General features: G+C 76.6%; 17 protein-coding genes. 8 read left to right on the top strand and 9 right to left on the bottom strand.

Going from position 1 to position 20,278, the window contains the following annotated elements:
• The first annotated feature begins 139 nt into the window (after window positions 1-139).
• A complete protein-coding gene (locus tag ABD345_RS07310) occupies window positions 140-694 on the top strand; it encodes a DUF4232 domain-containing protein (protein WP_344551008.1) in 555 nt (184 codons plus the stop codon).
• A 39-nt stretch (window positions 695-733) separates the two neighbouring features.
• On the opposite strand, the gene ABD345_RS07305 is transcribed toward ABD345_RS07310, so the two are convergent.
• Window positions 734-1,897, bottom strand: coding sequence for a C40 family peptidase (locus tag ABD345_RS07305; protein ID WP_344551007.1), 1,164 nt, complete (start codon window positions 1,895-1,897; stop codon window positions 734-736).
• A 184-nt stretch (window positions 1,898-2,081) separates the two neighbouring features.
• Between ABD345_RS07305 and ABD345_RS07300 the strand changes: the two genes are divergently transcribed.
• A complete protein-coding gene (locus tag ABD345_RS07300; protein WP_344551006.1) occupies window positions 2,082-2,816 on the top strand; it encodes a class I SAM-dependent methyltransferase in 735 nt (244 codons plus the stop codon).
• Window positions 2,817-2,840: 24 nt separating this feature from the next.
• Window positions 2,841-3,209, top strand: coding sequence for a VOC family protein (locus ABD345_RS07295; RefSeq protein WP_344551005.1), 369 nt, complete (start codon window positions 2,841-2,843; stop codon window positions 3,207-3,209).
• Window positions 3,210-3,256: 47 nt separating this feature from the next.
• Here the strand turns inward: ABD345_RS07295 and ABD345_RS07290 are convergent, their stop codons facing one another.
• Window positions 3,257-5,113, bottom strand: a complete 1,857-nt coding sequence (locus tag ABD345_RS07290) for an arabinofuranosidase catalytic domain-containing protein (RefSeq protein ID WP_344551004.1) — start codon at window positions 5,111-5,113, stop codon at window positions 3,257-3,259.
• Between the two features lie 198 nt (window positions 5,114-5,311).
• On the opposite strand from ABD345_RS07290, the gene ABD345_RS07285 reads away from it, so the two are divergent.
• Window positions 5,312-6,349 carry a LacI family DNA-binding transcriptional regulator gene (locus ABD345_RS07285; protein WP_344551003.1) on the top strand — a complete coding sequence of 346 codons (1,038 nt, stop codon included), beginning with the start codon at window positions 5,312-5,314 and terminating at the stop codon, window positions 6,347-6,349.
• Between the two features lie 11 nt (window positions 6,350-6,360).
• On the opposite strand, the gene ABD345_RS07280 is transcribed toward ABD345_RS07285, so the two are convergent.
• The 6 genes from ABD345_RS07280 to ABD345_RS07255 all read right to left on the bottom strand — a co-directional run bounded on the left by ABD345_RS07280 (window position 6,361) and on the right by ABD345_RS07255 (window position 13,349).
• The gene (locus tag ABD345_RS07280; RefSeq protein ID WP_344551001.1) at window positions 6,361-7,407 is read right to left on the bottom strand and encodes an aldose epimerase family protein; all 1,047 of its coding nucleotides are present in this window, start codon (window positions 7,405-7,407) and stop codon (window positions 6,361-6,363) included.
• A gap of 47 nt (window positions 7,408-7,454) precedes the next feature.
• Window positions 7,455-8,489, bottom strand: a complete 1,035-nt coding sequence (locus tag ABD345_RS07275; protein ID WP_344551000.1) for a LacI family DNA-binding transcriptional regulator — start codon at window positions 8,487-8,489, stop codon at window positions 7,455-7,457.
• 64 nt (window positions 8,490-8,553) lie between these two features.
• The gene (locus ABD345_RS07270) at window positions 8,554-9,558 is read right to left on the bottom strand and encodes an ABC transporter permease (protein ID WP_344550999.1); all 1,005 of its coding nucleotides are present in this window, start codon (window positions 9,556-9,558) and stop codon (window positions 8,554-8,556) included.
• Window positions 9,555-10,520 (bottom strand): ABC transporter permease, encoded by a 966-nt coding sequence (locus tag ABD345_RS07265; RefSeq protein WP_344550998.1) that lies wholly within the window; start codon window positions 10,518-10,520, stop codon window positions 9,555-9,557. The genes ABD345_RS07270 and ABD345_RS07265 overlap by 4 nt, the downstream gene beginning before the upstream one ends.
• Complete coding sequence (locus ABD345_RS07260) at window positions 10,517-12,157, bottom strand: sugar ABC transporter ATP-binding protein (RefSeq protein ID WP_344550997.1); 1,641 nt, start codon at window positions 12,155-12,157, stop codon at window positions 10,517-10,519. Before ABD345_RS07260 ends, ABD345_RS07265 begins: the two co-directional genes overlap by 4 nt.
• Window positions 12,158-12,239: 82 nt before the next feature.
• Entirely contained in the window at window positions 12,240-13,349 is a 1,110-nt protein-coding gene (locus ABD345_RS07255) for an ABC transporter substrate-binding protein (RefSeq protein ID WP_344550996.1), read from the bottom strand.
• 470 nt (window positions 13,350-13,819) lie between these two features.
• On the opposite strand from ABD345_RS07255, the gene ABD345_RS07250 reads away from it, so the two are divergent.
• Window positions 13,820-14,896 carry a universal stress protein gene (locus tag ABD345_RS07250; protein ID WP_344550995.1) on the top strand — a complete coding sequence of 359 codons (1,077 nt, stop codon included), beginning with the start codon at window positions 13,820-13,822 and terminating at the stop codon, window positions 14,894-14,896.
• A 104-nt stretch (window positions 14,897-15,000) separates the two neighbouring features.
• On the opposite strand, the gene ABD345_RS07245 is transcribed toward ABD345_RS07250, so the two are convergent.
• A complete protein-coding gene (locus tag ABD345_RS07245) occupies window positions 15,001-15,981 on the bottom strand; it encodes an FkbM family methyltransferase (RefSeq protein ID WP_344550994.1) in 981 nt (326 codons plus the stop codon).
• A gap of 246 nt (window positions 15,982-16,227) precedes the next feature.
• On the opposite strand from ABD345_RS07245, the gene ABD345_RS07240 reads away from it, so the two are divergent.
• The 3 genes from ABD345_RS07240 (at window position 16,228) to ABD345_RS07230 (ending at window position 20,266) form a co-directional block, all read left to right on the top strand.
• Window positions 16,228-16,878, top strand: a complete 651-nt coding sequence (locus ABD345_RS07240; RefSeq protein ID WP_344550992.1) for a hypothetical protein — start codon at window positions 16,228-16,230, stop codon at window positions 16,876-16,878.
• A gap of 10 nt (window positions 16,879-16,888) precedes the next feature.
• Window positions 16,889-19,021, top strand: a complete 2,133-nt coding sequence (locus tag ABD345_RS07235; protein WP_344550991.1) for a glycosyltransferase family 2 protein — start codon at window positions 16,889-16,891, stop codon at window positions 19,019-19,021.
• 135 nt (window positions 19,022-19,156) lie between these two features.
• Window positions 19,157-20,266 carry a glycosyltransferase family 4 protein gene (locus tag ABD345_RS07230; protein ID WP_344550990.1) on the top strand — a complete coding sequence of 370 codons (1,110 nt, stop codon included), beginning with the start codon at window positions 19,157-19,159 and terminating at the stop codon, window positions 20,264-20,266.
• Window positions 20,267-20,278 lie beyond the last annotated feature (12 nt).

The following is a 20,278-nucleotide window of genomic DNA, read 5'->3' as shown; positions in this document are numbered from 1 at the left end:
CACCGGCGTTGATCCGATGTTGATCGAGCTGCGCCAGCATGGCCGCACACCGGGCCGGGACACCCCGCGCCGACCGGTCGCCAGCCTCCCCCGGCCCCGCCGCACGGGCCGCCGAATCACGAGTGGGACCGCAACCGCCATGCACCCGAACCGACTTGCCGCCACCGCGGGCCTGACCGCCGCCCTGGGCCTGGCCCTCACCGCCTGCGCCCCCGGCCCGGCCACCGCCCCGGCCCCACCGGCCGCACCGGCCCCGCCCGCCGCCACCGCCGCGACGGTGATCCCGGTGGAGGCGGTGCGCGACGGCAGCGGCCGCTGCACCGCCGACGACCTGCGGGCCGCCGTCAGCGCACCGCCCGGCGGACGGGCCACCGAGCGGATCGAACTGACCAACCTCGGCCCGGCGCCCTGCACCATGACCGGCTACCCGCAGGTCGACCTGCTCAGCGACACCGGCACCTGGACCCTGCCCCGCAGCCCGGACTCCCCCGTCCGCACCGTCACCCTGTCCCCCGGCGGAACGGCCCTGGTGCTCGTCGACTACCTGCGCCACGAGGCCCCCGGCCAGGCCGGTTTCAAGGTCACCGGCATCGCCCTGACCCCGCCCGGCGGCACCGGCCGCCTCACCTTCCACTGGGAGGGCGCCAACCCCCGCACCGACGGCGGCACTTACGTCCACCCGGTGACCGGCTGACCCGAGAACCGCCCGACGGGCCGTCAGCGGCCCCGGGCGTCAGGACCGTGCGGGGTCCGGGGTCGGAGCGGCGAACGGGGACGGGGCCGGGGCGGGCAGGGCCGGTGCCGGGGCCGGGGCGGCGTCCGGGTCGGGGCGGACGGCGCCCAGGATCGGGAGCATGGTGACGGGGGCGAGCTTGACCACGGTGCCGGTGTGCGGGGCGTGCACGACGGTGCCGCCGCCCAGGTAGAGGGCGACGTGGCCGGCGTCGCCGTGGTAGATGACCAGGTCGCCGGGGCGCAGGTCGCGCAGCGCGACCCGGTGCAGGCCCGCCCACTGCTGCTGGCTGGTGCGCGGGATCGGGATCCCGGCGGCCTGCCAGGCCTGCGAGGTGAGGCCGGAGCAGTCGTAGGCGTCCGGGCCGGTGCCGCCCCACAGGTAGGGCTTGCCGCGCTGGGCGAGGGCGAAGTCGATGGCCTTGCGGCCGGCCGCGGAGGCCCCGCCGCCGGGGCCGAGGGCGCCCGCGGCGAGCAGTTGCCGGGCGGCGGCGTCGGCGAGGGCGCTGTCCCGCTGCTCCAGTTGGCCGAGTTGCTCGGCGGTGGCGGTGGAGAGCAGCCGTTCGGTGCGGGCGGCGTCCTCCTTGGCCCGGTCCAGGGCCCGTTGGGCCTCGGCGGCGGCGTCGGAGGCGGACTTCTCGGCCTGCGCGGCCTGTTCGGCGAGCAGCACCATCCGGCCGCGGGCCTCGCGCAGGTCGCGCAGCACGGTGGCGGCGCTGCGCGAGTCGGAGGCGGCGCGCTGCTGCCGGTCGAGGAAGTCCTCGGGTCCGCCGGAGAGGAACAGCCGGGCCAGGGTGCCGAGTCCGCCGCTGCGGTACTGGTCGGCGACCAGCCGGGCGGCTTCCGACTCGGCGTCGGCGAGCCGTCCGCGCTGTTCGTCGGCCTGCCGGGCGGTGTCCGCGGCGAGCTGCCGGCGGTGCGTCAACTCCCCGGTCGCGGCGGTGTAGCGCTGTTCGGCGGCCTCGGCGGTGTGCCGGGCGGCGTCGACCTCCGCGGCCAGCAGGTCGAGCGCGGTGTCCGCCCCGGCGGGGGAGGACTCGGCGGGGAAGGCCCCGGCGGGGGGTGCCGGGGCGGGGTCGGCGGCGGCCGGAACCGCCGGTACCAGCAGGATCGTTGCCACCAGCAGGGCCGCGGCCCGCCAGGATCGGGGTGTGTCACGGGACACTGCCGTCCACCGTCCTCGGTCTGATGATCGTAAGCCACGGACACTCTGGCACCCGTGCCGGACCGCTCCGGGGACCTCGCCCCCGGGGAGCCCCGCGCTCACCCGCGCGGCCCAGCCCGGCCCAGCCCGGCCCAGCGGCCTGTCGGGGCGCCGGGAACCGGCCGGGTGCGGCAGGGTGGACGGCATGAGTACAGCGGAGGGAACGGACTACGCCGTCAGTTCCGAGTTCTACGACCTGTTGCAGGCGGAGCCCGACCGGCGGCGGGCCGAGCGGTGGTTCGCCGCGGCGGCGGGGCGGGCCCGGCACGGGATCGTCGACTTCGGCGCGGGCACCGGGATCGTCACCCAGGTGCTACTGGAGTCCTCGGGCGTCCCGGTGCACGCGGTCGAACCCGCGGCGGCCATGCGGACGGTGCTGATGTCCCGGGCGGCGGCGCTGGGCGCGGACCGGCGGGCCCGGCTGACGGTCCATCCGGGCCGGGCCGAGGACGCCGGGCTGGACGCGGTCGCCGACCTGGCCGTCGCCGCCAACGTGGTGGGCTGCGTGGAACCGGCGGCCCGGCGCGCCCTGTGGCGGGCGGCGGCCCGGGCCCTGGTGCCCGGCGGGGTGCTGCTGTTCGACCCGCCTCCGGTCGGGGTCCCGGACGGCGTCGAGGACTTGGCCGGTCTTGGCCCGGTCCGGATGGGCGTGGACAGTTACCGGGCGGACGTGACCCGGGTGCCCGACCGCGGGGTGCTGCGGATGGTCTTCGAGTACCGGGTGGAGCGGGCCGGCCTGCCGGTGCGCAGCGTCCGGGAGGAGTTCCCGATGTGGCCGGCCGAGGCGGCCGCGCTGGCGGCGGAGGCCGCACAGGAGGGCCTGGAGTTCGTCCCGGCCCCGCTGCCGGAGCTGCTGGCGGCCCGTCGCCCGCCCGGTTGAGCCGAAGTCCGGCAGGATGGGGGCATGTTGACGATGGGTTCGGTGGTGCTGGGGGTGGCGGACGTGCCCCGGGCGGTGGCGTTCTGGACGGCCGCGCTGGGGTACGTCCCGCGCGGGGACGGCGACGAGCGGTGGGCGGTGCTGCTGCCGCCCCGGCCGGGCGGGGTGCAGTTGGCGCTGGGCCGCAGCGAGAGCCCGGTCCAGGTGCGCCCCCGGGTGCACCTGGACCTCTACGCGCAGGACGCCGCCGACCAGGCCGCCGAGGTGGAGCGGCTGGTGGCGCTGGGGGCCCGGCGGGTGGCGTGGGACAGCTACCCGCCGGACCCGGACTTCGTGGTGCTGGCCGACCCGGACGGCAACCGCTTCTGCGTGATCGACACCGCGCACGGCTGACGTCCGGTCAGCCCCCTCGGGCAGGGGTCAGCGCCTCCGGGCGGCGGTCAGCGCAGCGCGAACTTCTGCGCCGCGCTGCCGTTGCAGTCCCACAGTTGCAGTCGGGTGCCGTTGGCGGTGTTGCCGCTCGGCGCGTCCAGGCAGCGGCCGGACTGCGGGTTGAGCAGCGAGCCGTCGCCCTGCTGCACCCACTTCTGCGCACCGCCGCCGTTGCAGTCCCACAGCTGCAGGAGCGTGCCGTTGGCGGTGCCGTTGCCGGTGGCGTCCAGGCAGCGGCCCAGGGTGCCGAGCGAGGTGTCGGCGTTGTGGATCCAGTGCTGGTCGACCGCGTAGGACTGGCAGTTCCACAGCTGGACGGCGGCGCCGTTGCCGCCGCTGTCGTCGGCGGCGACGTCCGCGCACTGCCCGCCGGGGCCAGCGACGGGGCCGCCGCCGTTCACGGTGAACTTCTGCGCGGCGGCGCCGTTGCAGTCCCACAGCTGGAGCCGGGTGCCGTTGGCGCTGTTGCCGTTGGGGGCGTCCAGGCAGCGCCCGGACTGCGGGTTGAGCAGCGAGCCGTCGCCCTGCTGGATCCATTTCTGCGCGCCCCCGCCGTTGCAGTCCCACAGCTGCAGGAGCGTGCCGTTGGCAGTGCCGTTGCCGGTGGCGTCCAGGCAGCGGCCGATGGTGCCGAGCGAGCCGTCGGCGTTGTGGATCCAGTGCTGGTCCTCGGCGTACGTCTGGCAGTTCCACAGCTGGACGGCGGCGCCGTTGGCGCCGGTGTCGTCGGCGGCGACGTCCGCGCACTGCCCGCCGGGGCCGGTGATCATGCCCTGCGGGGCGCTCGGCAGGTCGGTGCGGCCGCTGTAGCCGACCGAGGTGACGTTGGCCTGGACGGCGTTCTCGGTGGCGTCGCCCGGGTAGCCGGCGACCATGGCGCCCTCGAAGAAGGTGCCGCGGTTCCGGTTGGAGTTGTCGCCGCCGATGCCGAGGATGATGCCGCCCTCTTGCTGCATCGGACGGTAGCCGGGGCGGCTGGGCAGGGCGCCGTTCCACCAGGTGGTGAGCGCGCCGGACTGGGCGTTGCCGCCCTTGAGGGCGTACGCGCTCTGGCCGTTGTTCTTCAGGACGGCGGTGACGTAGGGGGTGTTGTTGCCGAGGTTGGCGGTGTTGGAGCCGTTGTCGCCCTGGAACATGCCGTTCTCCAGGTCGGCCTCGATCCACGGGCCGCTGCCGCTGCACGGCGGGAAGTAGCAGGTGGTGGCGATGGAGACGGCGTCCATGTGGCCGTTGCCGGTGTCGGCGGGGGTGGATTCGGCGTTGCCGTAGTCGAAGCAGCAGTCGGCGCCGACGTGGGTGCCGGAGGCGACCATGTAGACGCCCTCGGGCCGGCCGTTGACGGCGACGCCGGAGGCCACGCCGGTGTAGCGGTAGCCGACGCCGGGCGAGATCCACACGCCGTAGACCTTGTGGCCGCCGGCGGTGACGGCGATCTCGGCGGCGTCCGCGCCGCGGTCGACGCCGCCCGCGGTGCCCGCGGGTCCGGGCAGGAGGTCGTTGTGCCGGGAGGTCTGGTCGTAGATCCGGGTGATCCGGCAGCTGCTGCCGTTGCAGAACTGGTCCTGCGCCTGGGCGTTGGCGTAGCCGCCCGCCGCGAGCGGGCCGATGTCGGTGCTCGCGCCGTCGGAGGCCCGGGTGACCCGGTACAGCGGGCCGCCGTAGTTCGCGAACAGGGCGCGGGTGGTGCTGTGCGCGGCGACGCAGGGGGTGCCGCCGGAGGCGTACAGGTCGCAGGGCAGCGCGGTGGCGGCGTGGCCGACGCCGGGCAGGCCGATCAGGGCGGCGACGAGCAGCGCCAGGACGGCGGCGGCGGCGCGCGCGTTGTGCCACAACTGCCTTGCGGGTGACTGCACTTGGCTGGACAAGGTGCGCTCCTTCTGGGTGGGGGTGCGAGGGGGCGGTACCGGTCTCGGAGGCGGCCGGGGCGGGGCCCGGCTCCGGGGCGCGGGATGCTGTCCGTTCATCGGCGACCTTGTATTCTCACGTTGTAGTAGCTGTAGGGGCGGCGTCGTGGCGAGGCCGGCCGCGCTCCCTCGCGCCGGCCGGCGGGAGGAGGGTGCGGCGTGTCCGTACCGGGTGGCGGTGCTGCGGCGCCGCGGTTGAAGGACGTGGCGGAGCTGGCCGGGGTCTCGGTGAAGACCGTCTCGAACGTGGTGAACGGCACGGTTCCGGTCGCCGAGGCGACCCGCGAGCGGGTGCAGCGGGCCGTCGACGAGCTGGGCTACCAGCCGAACGTGACGGCCCGCCGGCTGCGCACCGGCCGCAGCGGGGTGATCGCGCTGGCCTTCCCGGAGCTGCCCTCGCCGTACTTCGCGGAGCTGGCGGTGGAGGTGATCGCGGCGGCCCGCCGGGTGGGCATCACGGTGCTGATGGACGACACCGGCGGCGACCCGGCGGCGGAGCTGCGGATCGCCTCCGGCCTGGGCGACCCGATGATCGACGGGGTGATCCTCAGCCCGCTGGGCCTGGACCGGGCGGCGCTGCTGTCGCGCTCCCGGGAGATCCCGCTGGTGCTGCTCGGCGAGGCCGACCTGGGCCCGGTCGCGGACCGGGTGCACATCGACAACGTGGCGGGCGCCCGCGAGGTGACCCGGCACCTCCTGGACGAGGGCTACCGGCGGATCGCCGCGATCGGCTGGCAGGACCCGGCGCCGCGGGCCACCGCCGAGCAGCGGCTGGCCGGGTACCGGGAGGCGCTGGCGGACGCCGGGCTGCCGCTGGACCCGGAGCTGCTGCCGCCGGTGCGGGCGTACTTCCGGCCGGACGGCGCGTCCGCGATGCGCCGGCTGCTGCGGCTGCCGGAGCGGCCGGACGCGGTGTTCTGCTTCAACGACCTGCTGGCGCTGGGCGCGCTGCGGGCCGCGCACGAGGCGGGGCTGCGGGTGCCGCGGGACCTGGCGATCGTCGGGTTCGACGACGTCGAGGAGGCGGCGTACGCGATCCCGTCGCTGACCACGGTGGCGCCGGACAAGCGGCTGATCGCCGAACTGGCGGTGCGCTGCCTGGAGGAGCGGATCGAGCGGCGCTACACCGGCCCGGGGCGGCGGATCACGCCGGGCTTCCGGGTGGTGGTGCGGGAGAGCAGCACCCTGGCGCGCTGAGCGACGGCCGGTCACCGCGGCTCCAGGTGCGGGAAGCGGTACTCGGTGGTGCTGCGCCGGGTCGCGCCGGGGCGCAGCACGGTGTCGGGGTAGTCGGGGCGGTTGGGCGAGTCGGGGAAGTGCTGGGTCTCCAGGCAGAGGCCGCCGTGCCGGGGGTGCGGGTTCCCGGCCAGGCCGTTGCCGGTGTAGACCTGCAGGCCGGGTTCGGTGGTCCAGACCTCCATCCGGCGGCCGCCGGCCGGGTCGTGCAGCCGGGCGGCCCGGCGCAGCGCGCCGGGGGCGGGCGGTGCGGTGAGCACGAAGCAGTGGTCGTAGCCGCCGGCCCGGCGCAGTTGCGGGTGCGGGTCGGCGAGCCGTTCGCCGAGCGGGGCGGGGGTGCGCAGGTCGAAGGGGGTGCCGGCGGTGGGGGCGGGGTCGCCGAGCGGGATGGCGGCGGGGTCGACGGGCAGGTAGGCGTCGGCGTCGACGGCGAGGCGGTGGCCGAGGACGCCGTGGCCGCCCGGTCCGGCGAGGTTGAAGTAGGCGTGCTGGGTGAGGTTGACGGGGGTGGGCCGGTCGGTGCGGGCGGTCCAGTCGAGGCGCAGGGTGCCGTGCCGGTCGAGGGTGTAGCGGGCGGTGACGTGCAGGGCGCCGGGGAAGCCCATGTCCCCGTCGGGGCTGTGCAGGTCGAGGCGGAGTTCGGCGCGGTCGGGCGCGGCCCGGGCGGTGGCGCGCCACTGGCGGCGGTGGAAGCCGTCGGGGCCGCCGTGCAGGGCGTGGCCGCGGTCGGTGGCGGGGACGCGGTGGGTGCGGCCGTCGAGGTGGAAGCGGCCGTGGGCGATCCGGTTGGCGTAGCGGCCGATCAGGGCGCCGAGGTAGGCGGTGTCGGCGGTGTAGTCCGCCAGGGTGTCGTGGCCGAGGACGACGTCGGCGGTCTTCCCGTCGGGGTCGGGGACGTCGAGGCGGTGCAGGATCCCGCCGCGTTCCAGTACCTCGGCGCGCACGCCGGTGCCGGAGTCGAGCGTCCAGCGGGCGACGGGGGTGCCGTCGGGCAGGGTGCCGAAGGGGCTGCGGGTCACGGACGGGAGCGTCAACTCGGTTTCCTCCGGTGGGAGTCGGCGGGCTGTCAGGTTCGGTGCGGGGCGCGTCCGGCGGTGGACTCGCGGACCACCAGGGTGTGGCCGGGCAGGATCCGGCGGGGCGGTGGCGGGGTGCGTTCGGGGGCGGCCTCGATCCGGGCGATCAGGCGGTCGACGGCGAGGCGGGCGATGGCGGCCTTGTCGGGGGCGATGGTGGTGAGGGTGACGGCGCCGTAGCGGCCGTCCTCGATGTCGTCGAAGCCGACCACGGCGACCTGTTCGGGGACTTTGACGCCGCGTTCGGCGAGGACGCGCAGCGCGCCGAGGGCGACCAGGTCGTTGTAGGCGAAGACGGCGTCGGGGGGTTCGGGCAGGTCGAGCAGCCGGGTCATGGCGACGGCGCCGTCCAGGCGGTCGTAGCCGTCGGTGGCGATCACCAGGTCCTCGCGGGGGGTGCGCCCGGCGGCCAGCAGTTCCTCGCGCCAGCCGCGCAGCCGCAGGTGGGCGGGTTGCCGGCGGCTGTCGCGGCGGGCGCCGACGAAGGCGATCCGGCGGCGGCCGAGGCCGAGCAGGTGGCGGACGGCGAGCCGGGCGGCGGCGACGTTGTCGATGGCGATGTGGTCGAACGGGGCGTCGTACTCGCGTTCGCCGAGCAGGACCAGCGGCGGCCGGGCGGGCCGGTGCAGCAGGTCCTCCCGTTCCAGGTGGATGGGGCTGAGGATGAGTCCGTCGATGAGGTGGGAGCGGAAGCCCTGGGAGACCAGGGTCTCGTTGGCGCGCAGCCCGGCGGTGTGGTCGAGCAGCACGGTGTGGGCGTGGTGGGCGGCGGCGTCGATGACGGCGGTGGCGAGGTCGGCGAAGTAGGGGTTGCCGAGTTCGGGGACGGCGAGCGCGATGATGCCGCTGCGTCCGGTGCGCAGCTGCCGGGCGGTGGCGTTGGGGCGGTAGCCGAGTTCGTCGATGGCGCGCTGGACGCGGTCGCGGGTGCCGGCCCGCACGTGCGGGTAGTCGTTGACCACGTTGGAGACGGTCTTGACGGACACTCCGGCCCGCAGCGCGACGTCCTTGAGGCTCACGCCCATGGGCCTCGGCCCCTCTCGTTCGGTTCCGGTCGGATCGCTGCGCGGCGCGGGGGCGGGGTGCCGCTCACTCGTCCCGGCGTCCCCGGTTGAGCAGCGCCTGGGCGAGCACCACGGCGGCGAGGAAGCCGCCGTTGACGGTGTCGGTGACGGCGGAGCCGTACTGGGAGGCGGAGCGGTCGATCAGGTTGTGGACCACCGACAGCAGCAGGACGCCGGCGACGGTGCCGCCGACCGAGCCGCTGCCGCCGGTGAGCAGGGTGCCGCCGATCACCACCGCGGCGATGGCGGTGAGTTCGTAGCCGACGCCGACGGTGGTGACGCCGGAGCCGAGCCGGGCGCCGCCGAGCGCGCCGGCCGCGCAGGCGAGCGTGGCGGAGAGCACGTAGACCAGCGCCTTGGTGCGGGCGACCGGCAGGCCCATCAGGGTGGCGGCGTGCTCGTTGCCGCCGATCGCGGTGGTGGTGGCGCCGAACCGGGTGCGGGTGAGCAGCAGCGCGCCGAGGCCGAACAGGGCGGCGGAGATCAGCACCGGCGTCCAGGTGCCCTCCCCCAGCGCGCGGAACGCCGAACCGCGCGGCACCAGGTGGGTGTCGGCGCCCTCGTCGGTGATCAGCTGGAGCAGGCCGCGGGCGCCGAGCAGTCCGGCCAGGGTGACGATGAACGGGGCCGTCCGGGCCCGGGCGATCAGCAGCCCGTGCACGCAGCCCCAGCCGGCGCCGACCGCGAGCGGCAGCAGCAGGGCGGCCCAGGTGCCGTACCGCTCGGCCGCCCAGGCGGCGAGGACGCCGCCGAGCGCGTACATCGAGCCGACCGACAGGTCGATGCCGCCGGTGAGGATGACGAAGGTCAGGCCGAGGGCGAGCAGCCAGACGAAGGCGTTGTTGCCGAGGATCGCGCCGAGGTTGTCGGTGCTCGCGAAGCCGGGCGAGAACACCGAGGCGAGCAGCACCAGCAGGGCGAGCACGGTGAGCGCGCCGTGCCGCTGGATCCGGGCGGCGAGCCGCTCGGCGGCGGTCTCCGCGCCGAGGGCGGGGGCGGTGGCCGTGGGGGCGGGGGCGGTGGGGGTCATCGGGTACCACGCTCCTGGGAGGCGTAGACGGCGGCGCAGATCACGACCGCCTCGACGATCTTGGTGAGGGAGGCGGGCACGTCGTGCTGGGTGAGCACGGCGGCGGTCAGCTGCATGAACAGCGCCCCGGCGACGGTGCCCAGCACCCGGACGCTGCCCCCGGCCAGCGGGGTGCCGCCGACCACGACGGCGGTGATCGCGTCCAGTTCGATGTTCCGGCCCTGGTTGGCCGGGTCGGCCTCGGCGCCGTGCCCGACGATCACCGCGCCGGCCAGCGCGGCCAGCACCCCCGACAGCAGGTACACCGTCAGCAGCACCCGGCGCACCGGCAGTCCGGCCAGCCGGGCGGCCCGCCGGTTGTCGCCGACCGCGACCAGCTGCCGCCCGAAGGTGGTGCGGTGCACCAGCACCGCGGTCAGCGCCACGCAGGCGGCCGCCAGCCAGGCCGTCAGCGGGACGCCCAGGAAGGCGTCCGAGCCCAGGGTCAGCAGCGCGCGGTCGGTGACCGGCTTGGCGGAGGCCCCGTTGACCAGCGAGGCGAGGCCCCGCAGTCCGATCATCAGGGCGAGCGTCGCCACGATCGGCTGCACCCGGGCGAACGCCACCATGGCCCCGCCCGCCAGCCCGCCCAGCGCCCCGAGCGCGACGGCGACCAGCAGCGCCACCGGCAGCCCCCAGCCGATGTACAGCGGGATGACGGCGGCGGCCAGCGCGATCACCGCGCCCACCGACAGGTCGATCCCCTCGGTGCCGATCACCAGCGCCATCCCCAGCGCGACCAGCAGCGTCGGCGCGACCTGGAACAGCTGGATCCGCACGTTCCCCGCCGACAGGAACCCGGCGTCCAGCAGCACCGCCGCCAGGAACAGCACGCCCAGCGCCAGGTACACCCCGTACCGCCGCAGCAGCCGCAGCGCCGGGGCCCGCCCGCGCAGCACCCCCGCCGGGGCGAGAACGCTCATCGCCGCGCTCCGTTCTTCTCGTCGTCGGTCTTCTCGTCGCCGGCCCCCGGCCGGGTCTCGTGGGCGAGGGCGGCGAGCAGGTCGTCGGGGGTGACCCGGTCGCCGGTGAGTTCGTCGACGGGGGCGCCGTCCTTGAGGACCAGGACCCGGTCGGCGCCGGCGGTCAGCTCCTCCGGGTCGGAGGAGATCAGCAGGACGCCGAGGCCGTCGGCGGCGAGTTCGTCGATCAGGGCCCGGACCTCGGCGCGGGCGCCGACGTCGATGCCGCGGGTGGGTTCGTCGAGCAGCAGGACCTTGGGGGCGAGGCAGAGCCAGCGGGCCAGCAGGACCTTCTGCTGGTTGCCGCCGGAGAGGTCGGCGACCTTCTGGTCGGGGCTCGCGGCCTTGATCCGCAGCCGGGCCATGAAGGTCTCCACCACCGCGTCCTGCCTGGCCCGGGAGACCATTCCGGCCCGGGAGAGCCGGGGCAGCGCGGCCAGCACGATGTTCTCCCGCACGGAGAGGCCGGGCACGATGCCCTCGGCCTTGCGGTCCTCGGGCAGCAGCACCACGCCGGCCCGGACCGCGGCGGCGGGACTGCGCCGGGCCAGTCGGCGGCCGTCCACCTCGACCGTTCCGGCGTCCGCGCCGAGCGCGCCGACCACGGCCTTGGCGGTCTCGCTGCGCCCGGAGCCGAGCAGCCCGCCGAGGCCGAGCACCTCGCCCCGGTGCAGGTCGAAGCCGACGCCGTGCACCCGGTGGCGCACGGACAGGCCCCGGGCGCGCAGCGCGGGCCGGGCCCCGGGGTCGGGCACCTGCCGGGCGGCGCGTTCCCGGGCGGCGAGCAGGGTGCGGCCGAGCATCAGGCCGACCAGGTCGCGGCGGGCCAGCGGGGCGAGTTCGCCGGTGTGCACGGCGCGGCCGTCGCGCAGCACGGTGACGTCGTCGCAGAGGGCGTAGAGCTCGTCCATCCGGTGGCTGACGTACACCACGGCGGTGCCGTGCGCGGTGAGGTCGCGGACCACGGAGAACAGGGTGTCGACCTCGCGGGGCTCCAGCGAGGAGGTGGGTTCGTCCATCACGACCACCCGGGCCTCGACCTGGACGGCGCGCGCCAGGGCGACCATCTGCTGGGCGCCGAGGCCGAGTTCGCGCAGCGGCCGGGTGACGTCGGTGTCCACGCCGTAGCGGAGCAGCAGCGCGGCGGCCTCCCGGTGCATCCGGCGCAGGTCGAGCAGGCCGCGGCGGCGCGGCTCGCGACCCAGGTGCAGGTTGCGGGCCACCGACATCATCGGGACCAGGTTGACCTCCTGGTAGACGGTCGAGACCCCGGCCCGCTGTGCCTCCAGCGGGGTGCGGAACTCCCGTTCCCGGCCCGCGAGTTCGATCCTCCCGGTGTCGAGCCGGTGCACGCCGGTGAGCACCTTGATCAGCGTCGACTTGCCGGCGCCGTTCTCGCCGACCAGGGCGTGCACCCGCCCCGGGCGGAGCGTCAGGTCGACGTCCCGCAGGGCGTGGACGCCCGCGAAGCTCTTGCCGATCCCGCGCGCCGCCAGCACGGGCGCCGCCGCTGCGAGCGCCACCGCCGACTCCGCCGCTGCGGGCTCCGTCGGTGCGGGCGCGCCGGCGGGGCCGTCCGGCCGTTCCGCCTGGGCCATGGGGGTTCCTCCTCCTGCTCTGCTGGGACGGGGGTGCCGGGGGCCGCGGGCGGGCGGCCCCCGGCGGCGGTGCGGCGGGCGGTCAGTAGACCAGGCCCTGGTCGAGGGCCTGCTTGGCGTTGTCCGCGCCGAAGTGGCCGTCCTTGATGATCACCTTGGGCTGGACCCCGGCGGTGCCGTAGAAGTCCTTCAGCGACTGGAAGGCGAGCGGCCCGAAGCGCGGATTGGTCTCGATGTCGGCGACCAGCTGCCCGTCGACCACGCCCTGCACGGCCTGCCGGATGCCGTCGATGGACACGATCTTGATGTCCTTGCCGGGGGTCTTCCCGGCCGAGCGCATCGCCTGGATCGCGCCGAGCGCCATGCCGTCGTTCTCGGCGTACACGGCGTTGATGTCCGGGTGGGCCTGGAGCAGCTGCTCCATCACCTTCTGGCCCTCGGTCTGGTCGAAGTTCGCCGTCTGCGCGGCCACCACCCGCATGTTCGGGTACTTGGCGGCGAGTCGGTCGGTGAAGCCCTTGGTCCGGTCCGCCGAAACGTTGTTGCCCGGCGTGCCCTGGAGGACCGCCACGTGCGCCTGCCCGCCGGTGGCGGCGGCCAGGTCGTCGGCGGCGATCTCGGCCTGGCCGTGGAAGTCGGAGCCGATGAACGCGACGAAGTCGGAGCAGGCGGCGCCGCCGACGCTGCGGTCGATGGTCAGCACCGGGATCTTCTTCGCCTTGGCGGCGGCCAGCGCCGGGCCGAGGCCGTCCGAGTTCTCCGGGGCCACGATCAGCACCTGGGCGCCCTGCGCGATCAGGTCCTGGATCTGCGCGTTCTGGGCGTTGACGTCGGCGTTCGCGTTGCGCTCGATCAGTTTCACGCCGAGCTTCTTGGCCTCCGCCTCGATGCTGGCGGTCTCCGCGGCCCGGAACGGGTTGCTGGTGGACTCCGACTGGGAGAACCCGACCACCGTCCTGCCGTCGGTCAGGTCCAACTTGGGCGCGCCGTAGGCATCCGCGGTGCAGCCCGGCCCGGCGGCCGACGCCGAGGGCGCGACGACCTGCTGGGCGGCCGCGGTGTTGTCGGGGGCGGCGGCACTGTGCCCGGAGGGGCCGCCGTCGCCCTGGTTGGTGCAGGCGGAGGCCGTGACGCACAGCCCGGCGAGGAGCAGCGCGGCGACGGCGGACTTGGCGCGCGGGGTGGGGTTCATACGCCCGATCACATCCTTGACTGCGAGTGCGAGGGAGGGGAGGGGAGAGCGGGGAGGAGCTCAGGAGCACGGGGTGGGGCCCGTCGGGCGCACCGGCTACCCGCCCGTTTCCAACGTTGCAGAGGGACAATGGGCCATCCGTCGAGACGGTGTCAAGGACTCGCGCACCGCCCGCCCGGCCCGCCTCCACGCTCTGAATGACCGTCAACTCGCCTTCACCAGCGCCGATCTGCTCATACAGCACAGCCGTCGCACCGATCCCCGCAGGAGGTCTGGACAACCTGCGGCCGCCCTGCTGTGATGCCTCCGCGGCCGAATTTCCAACGTTGTGCAACTGGCCCCGGCCAGCCCGCCGACGGATCAGGTGGCCGCCGCCCGGCATGCCCGCCGCTCCCCGGGGTAGCCGGTCGACGCCACGGACGGCAGAGACGCCGTCCGCTGCGAGAAGGCGCGAGAAGGGGACGTGGACCATGACGCAGAAGATCGTGAGCGGGTACGACGGTTCCCCGCAGGCACGGGCCGCCGGCCGCTGGGCCGCGGCGGAGGCCGAACGGCGCGGCGCGGAACTGACGCTGCTGCGGGTCTGGCCCTGGCTGGGGCCGGCCGACCCGGAGGGGCCGGGCGCCGACCCGGTCCAGCAGGCCGAGCACGACGACCTGGAGGCCCTCGCGGCGGAGCTGCTCGCCGCGCACCCCGACCTGGCGGTGGCCACCCAGGCCGCCGCGGGCGACCCCGCCGACCTCCTGGTCGAGGCCGCCGCCCACTACGACCTGGCGGTGCTCGGCTCGCACGGCCCGGGCGCCGTCACCGACCTGTGGGGCGGCTCGGTGGTCCGCTCGGTCGCCGCCCGCGCCACCTGCCCGGTGGTGCTGGTCCGGGAACAGCCGGCCGACCAGGACGCGCAGCCCGCCGGGACGGACACCCCGCTCACCGCGGAGGCGGCGGCCCTGACCCCCGCACCGGCACCCGCTCCGGCCCCCGTTCCGGTTCCGGTTCCGGCCGGGGACGTCGCCCAGGCGGCGACGGCGACGGCTACGGAACCCGACACCGCCACCGCCACCATGACGGCCACCGTGGCCGCGCCGCCCGCCCCGGAGCCGCCGCGGGCCGCCGGAGCGCCGGAACGGCCGGAGATCGTGGTGGGCCTGGCGGGCGACTCCTCGCTGCCCGCCGTCGAGTTCGCGCTCGCCGAGGCGGCCCGCTCGGGCGGCCGGGTGCGGGCGGTGCACGGCTGGGAGATGGTGCCGCTGTGGGCGGGCACGCCCGGCTGGCTGCCGCCGGACCCGGACGCCGACCGGCAGGGCGAGCGGATCGAGGCCGACCTGGACCGCCTGCTGGCCCCCGCCCGGGCCGCCCACCCGGACGTCGAACTGCGTGTCGAGGCCGATCTCGGCGGCGCCACGGGCGCGCTGCTGGCCGCCGCCGAGCACGCCGACCTGCTGGTGATCGGCCGCCACCCGCACCTGCTCGGCAACCGCCTCGGCCCGGTCGTCCACGCCGCGCTCCGGCACAGCACCGCCCCCGTGGTCCTGGTCCCGCACGAGTGACCCGCGGCTGAACCGCGGGTCCACCGCGCCCGACCGGGACCACCCCGGTTTTCCGCCCGTCCGGATGAGCGAACCTCAGCCCCGGACGGGCGGAACCAGCGCGTTCAGCGCGCCGCCCGGACCCGTCCCCGGGCCTTCGGAACGGCCCAGCGGGCGAGCAGTTCGCGGTCCTCGTCCCGGCCCGCGGCGACCACGTTGACCAGCCGCGAGCGGTAGGCCGGGGCGAGCAGCGCGGCCGGGGCGCAGGCCGTGACGGTGCGCCGGGCGGTGTCCACCACGTGGACCTCCTCGTACGCCTCGGCCAGCAGTTCGGTGAACTCCTCGGCCCGCGCCCCGCACCGGGCCAGTTGCGGCGGGCAGAACTCGGCGAACAGCACCGGCCGGTCGCGGGCCAGCAGCCGCCGGGCGCCGCGCAGCGCGTGCACGTCGTAGCCCTCGACGTCGATCTTCAGCACGTCCACCGGGCGCGGCCCGCCGTGCTCGGCGAACAGCGCGGGCAGCCGGGCGTCCAGCGCGACCTGACGCACCGACAGCCCGCCCGCGCCCCCGTCCAGGCCGCCGGCCGCGACCCGGTGCTGGCCGATGTCCTCGGCCAGGTGCAGGGTGGCGCGGCCCTCGCACGGGCCGACCGCGTAGGGCTCGACCCGGACGGCGGGCCCGGGCCGGCCGGGGTTGCGGCGCAGGTTGGCGGCCAGCCGGGCCAGGTTCTCGGGGGCGGGCTCGTAGCAGACCAGCAGGCCGTCGGCGGGCATCGCCCGGGTGGCCAGGCAGGCGTACACGCCGAGATTGGCGCCGACGTCCACGACGGTGCGGCGCTCCGCGCACAGCTGCTCGAACAGGTCGAGTTCGCGCTCCTCGTAGAAGCCGCCGAGCAGGCCCGCCGCGATCGACGCGCTGGCCGTCGGCACCGCCAGTTCGGCGCCCCGGAACACCGCCCGCGCCTCGCCGTCGCCGTGCCCGGCCTGCACGAGCCGGCGCACCACCGCCCCGGCCGCGGGCCACCGGCTCAACGCGGTGCCCTTGAAGCACGCGCGGCCCGCCCGCACCACCGCGTCCGCCGCCCGCCTGCGCAACTCCCGTGCCATCGCTCCGCCTTCCTCCGTGCCGCTCCCGGCGTCCTGTCGTCGTGGCGACCAGGTACCGCACCGGGGGCGGCCCGCCGCGCGGCCACCCCGGGCGGGCGGCGCGGACCACCCGGGCGGCGCAGCGGCCACCGGGCCCTCCGGGTGAATCCTGTGCTGACGGTGCGTCAGCGAACGGACGGCGGTCAATGGCTGTGCGGGCAGCCCGGGTGATCGCACCCGGGTCCGACCCCTCCCTCAGGAGCTTCCATGACCAGTCCCCCCAGGGGCGTGCTGCGCTGCGGCGCGGCCGCCCTGCTGTTCCTCTCCGGCGCCGCGCTGGCCGCACCCGCCGCAGCGGCCGTGCCGGCCTTCGGCGACCTGGTGCCCGCCGCGGGCAGCTACCCGGTCAGCGAGGGCACGCTGGCCGCCACCACCCAGACCACCGACCTCGTCCCGGGCGGCGGCGTCACCGTCACCGGTGGCGGCTACCAGCCCGGCGGGACCATCGAGTTGACGCTGCACTCGACCCCCGTGGCGCTCGGCAAGGCCACCGCCGACGGCTCCGGCTCGTTCACCACGACCGTCACCCTGCCGGCCGACACCACCCCGGGCACCCACACGATCCAGGCCACCGGCCCGGACGCCCGTGGCGGCACCCGGGTCGACTCGCTGACCGTTGAGGTCAACGGCGGCGGCAGCAGCAGCGACGGCAACGGCGGCGGCAACGGCGGCGGCAGGGGCGGTGGCAAGGGCCACGACGGCAAGGGCGGCCGCCACCTGGCCGACACCGGTGGCGCCGCCACCGCGTCGGTCGGCTGGAGCGGCGGCGAGACCGCGGGCGTCGCGGCGGCCGGGCTGGCGCTGGTCGCCGGCGCGGCGCTGACCGGCCGGCGGATGTACCGCAGGTCGCGCGGCTGAGCGGACGGCGATGACGCAACCTCCGGCATCCGCCCACGCGGTGACCGCCGACGGGCCGGTGGCCCGGGACTCCGCAGCGGAGCCCCGGGCCACCGGCCCCGGTCTGCCCGTCGGCCCGGCCGCCGCCCTGGCCGGGGTCCTGCTCGCGCTGCGCGGCCTGAGCGACCTCGGCCTGCACACCGCCGCCGGGCACCTGCTGGGTCCCGACCGCTACGGCGCGCTGGCCGCCCTGCTCGGCCTGCTCGCCGCGGTCGGCGTCGCGCTGGCCGCCGTCCAGACCGTCGTCGCGGCCGCCGTCCTGCGCGCCACGACCGCCGCCCCCGGCGCCCCCGCTCTCCCCGTCGACCCGCGTCCGCTGCTGCGCCGGGCCGTCCGGTACGCCGGGCTGGCCGTGGCGGTGGCCGCGCCCGCCGCCGGTCCGCTCGCCCGGCTGCTGCGGCTGCCCGGGCCGCTGCCGGTGCTGCTCACCCTGGCGGTGCTGGTGCCGAGCACGGCGGTGGCCGTGCTGTGGGCGCACGCGCTGGGGACCCGGGGGCCGCTGGCCGCGTCCTGGCCGCTGCTGTGCGGGGCGTCGGTCCGGCTGCTGGCGGCGGGGCTCGCGCTGCGGGGCGGGCTGGGGGTGGCCGCCGTGCTGGGGGCCACCCTGCTCGGCGAGTGCGCGACCGTCCTGCTGCTGGGCCTGCGGCTGCCCGCCCGGCGGCCGGACGCCGCGGCGCTGCGGGTCGGACCGCGGGTGCTGGTGCGGGCGGTGACCGGCTTCGCCGGGCTGTGGGTGCTGACCGGCGCGGACCTGCTCTGCGCCCGGCACTGGCTGAGTGCCGAGTCGGCGGGCGGGTACGGGGCCGGCGCGCAGCTCGCCAAGGCTTCGCTGGCCTGCGCCAACCTGATCGTGCTGCTGCTGCTCGGCCGGCTGGCCTCCGCGGACCGCCGCACCGCGACCCGGGCGCTCACCGGCGCGCTGGCCGCCGCCGTGCTGGCCGGGGCGGGCACCGCGCTGGTGCTCGCGGTCGGCGGCGGCACGGTGCTGCCGCTGGTGTTCGGCCCGGGCTTCGCCGTCGGCCCCGGCCTCGGCCTGCTGCTCGGCATCGACGCGACCGCGCTGCTGGTGCTGACCGTGCTGCTGCACTACCGGGCCGCGCACGGCGGCGCCCCGCTCGGCGGCTGGGCCGGGGCGGTCGCGTTCCCGCTGCTGGTGGCGCTCTTCCCGCTCAGCGCGCAGGGCATCGCCGCCGCGCACGCGCTGGCCGTCCTGCTGGCCGTCGCCTGCGCGCTGCCCGGCACCGGGCTGCGGCTCGGCCCGCGCGCCGAACTCCCCGCCGCCGAAGCGGCGTTCGCCGAGCTGCCCGCCGCCCGGGCCGAGCACGAGATCGACCGGGCGGCCCGGGTCGAGATCAGCGTGGTCGTCCCGTACTACAACCCGGGCCCGGCCGTCGCCCGGCACCTGTCCGGGCTGCTGCGGGTGCTGGACCGGCACGGCGCCAGCTACGAGGTGCTCGCCGTCGACGACGGGTGCACCGACGGCAGCCGCCGCCGCGTCGCCCGGCTCGGGCACCGCCGGCTGCGACTGCTCGGGCACCCCGCCAACCGGGGCAAGGGCGCCGCGCTGCGCACCGGGTTCCGGCAGTGCCGGGGACGCTGGATCGCCTTCATCGACGCCGACGGCGACCTGCCCGCCGAACTGCTGCCCGGCCTGCTGGACGCGGCCCGCCGGGCCGGCGCGGACGCGGCCGTCGGGGTCAAGCACCTCCAGCACGGACGGGTCCGGCGGCTCTGCTCGGGGGCGTTCCGGCTGCTCGCCCGGGTGCTGTTCCGGCTCCCGGTGCGCGACACCCAGACCGGGCTGAAGGTGTTCCGCCGCGAAGCCCTGGCCGGGGTGCTGCCGCTGTGCCGCGAGGACGGCTTCGTCTTCGACCTGGAACTGCTCGCCCTGCTGCACCGGCACGGCCACCGCCGGTTCACCGAACTCCCGGTCGTCGTCCGCCCCCGCACCGGCAGCACCGTCCGCCCCTCCACCGCCCTGCGGATGCTCACCGAAGCACTCCGCCTCGGCGACCGCCTCCACCTCACCCCCCGCACCACCCCCACCCCCGCCCCCACCGACCCCCGCCCCCTCCTGCTCGCCCTCCCCGACAACGCGAGCTGACACCCCACCGGCCCCTCCCCCGCACCGCGCTCCTCCCACACCCCCGAACCCGAGCCCCTCCTCCCCCCACCCCCGAGCCCGCCCCGCAGGGGCTCCCCTCTCCCCTCCTCCCACCCACGATCCCGAGCCGAGGCCATGCGCATCTGCGTCTTCAACTGGAAGGACACCGCCCACCCCGAGGCCGGCGGCGCCGAGGTGTACACCCACGAGGTGGTCACCCGGTGGGCCGCCGCCGGGCACCGGGTCACGCTGGTGACCTCGGCGGTGCCCGGGGCCCCCGGCCGGGAGTCCCGGGAGGGCGTGCGGATCGTCCGCGGCGGCGGCCCGCTGGGGGTGTACCGGGCGGCCCGGCAGTGGTACGCGGCGCACGGGGCGGGGCGGTTCGACCTGCTGCTGGACGAGGTGAACACCCGCCCGTTCGGCTGCGCGGCCTGGTCGGCGGGGACGCCGTCCGTCGCGCTGGTGCACCAGGTGGCGCGGGAGATCTGGGACGCCAGGTTCCCGCCGCCGCTGTCCTGGCTGGGCCGGTACGTCGCGGAGCCGCACTGGCTGCGTTCGCTGCGCGGGGCGCCGGTGCTGACCGTCTCGCCGTCCAGCCGGGACTCGCTGCGCGGCTACGGGCTGCACGACCTGCACCTGGTGCCGGAGGGGCACACCCGGCGGGTGCGGCCGCCGGTGGCGCGGGAGCAGGCGCCGACGGTGGTGTTCCTGGGGCGGTTGTCGGCGGTGAAGCAGGTGGACCACGTGCTGGCGGCGTTCGCGCTGCTGCGCCGCCGGCTGCCGCAGGCCCGGCTGTGGATCGTCGGGGACGGTCCGGAGCGGGCCCGGTTGGAGCGGCTGGCCCCGCCGGGGACGGTGTTCCACGGGCGGGTGCCGACCGCGCGGCGCGACGAACTGCTGGCCCGGGCCCACGTGTTGGTGGCGACCTCGATCCGGGAGGGCTGGGCGCTGGTGGTGGACGAGGCCGCGGCGATGGGCACCCCGACGATCGGCTACCGCCGTCCGGGCCTGTGCGATTCGGTGCCCGCCGCGGGCGGCCGCCTGGTGGCCCCGCACCCGACCGCGCTGGCCCGGGCCCTGGCCGAGCAGCTGCCCGACCTGGTGGCCGCCCCGGCGACGGCCGGCTGGCGGGGCGGGGCGCTGCCCTGGGACGAGGTCGCGGAAGCCGTGCTGCGCACCGCCGTCACCGCCGCCGGCCTGTCCCCGCTGCCCGCCCCGGCGATCTCCGGCGGTGCCGCCCAGTGACCACCACCCTCC

Source organism: Kitasatospora saccharophila, from assembly GCF_039529925.1.
In the GTDB taxonomy this organism is placed as follows: Bacteria; Actinomycetota; Actinomycetes; order Streptomycetales; family Streptomycetaceae; genus Kitasatospora; species Kitasatospora saccharophila.
The sequence above is the reverse complement of the archived record's forward strand: the minus strand, read 5'-3'. Positions and strand labels throughout refer to the sequence as shown.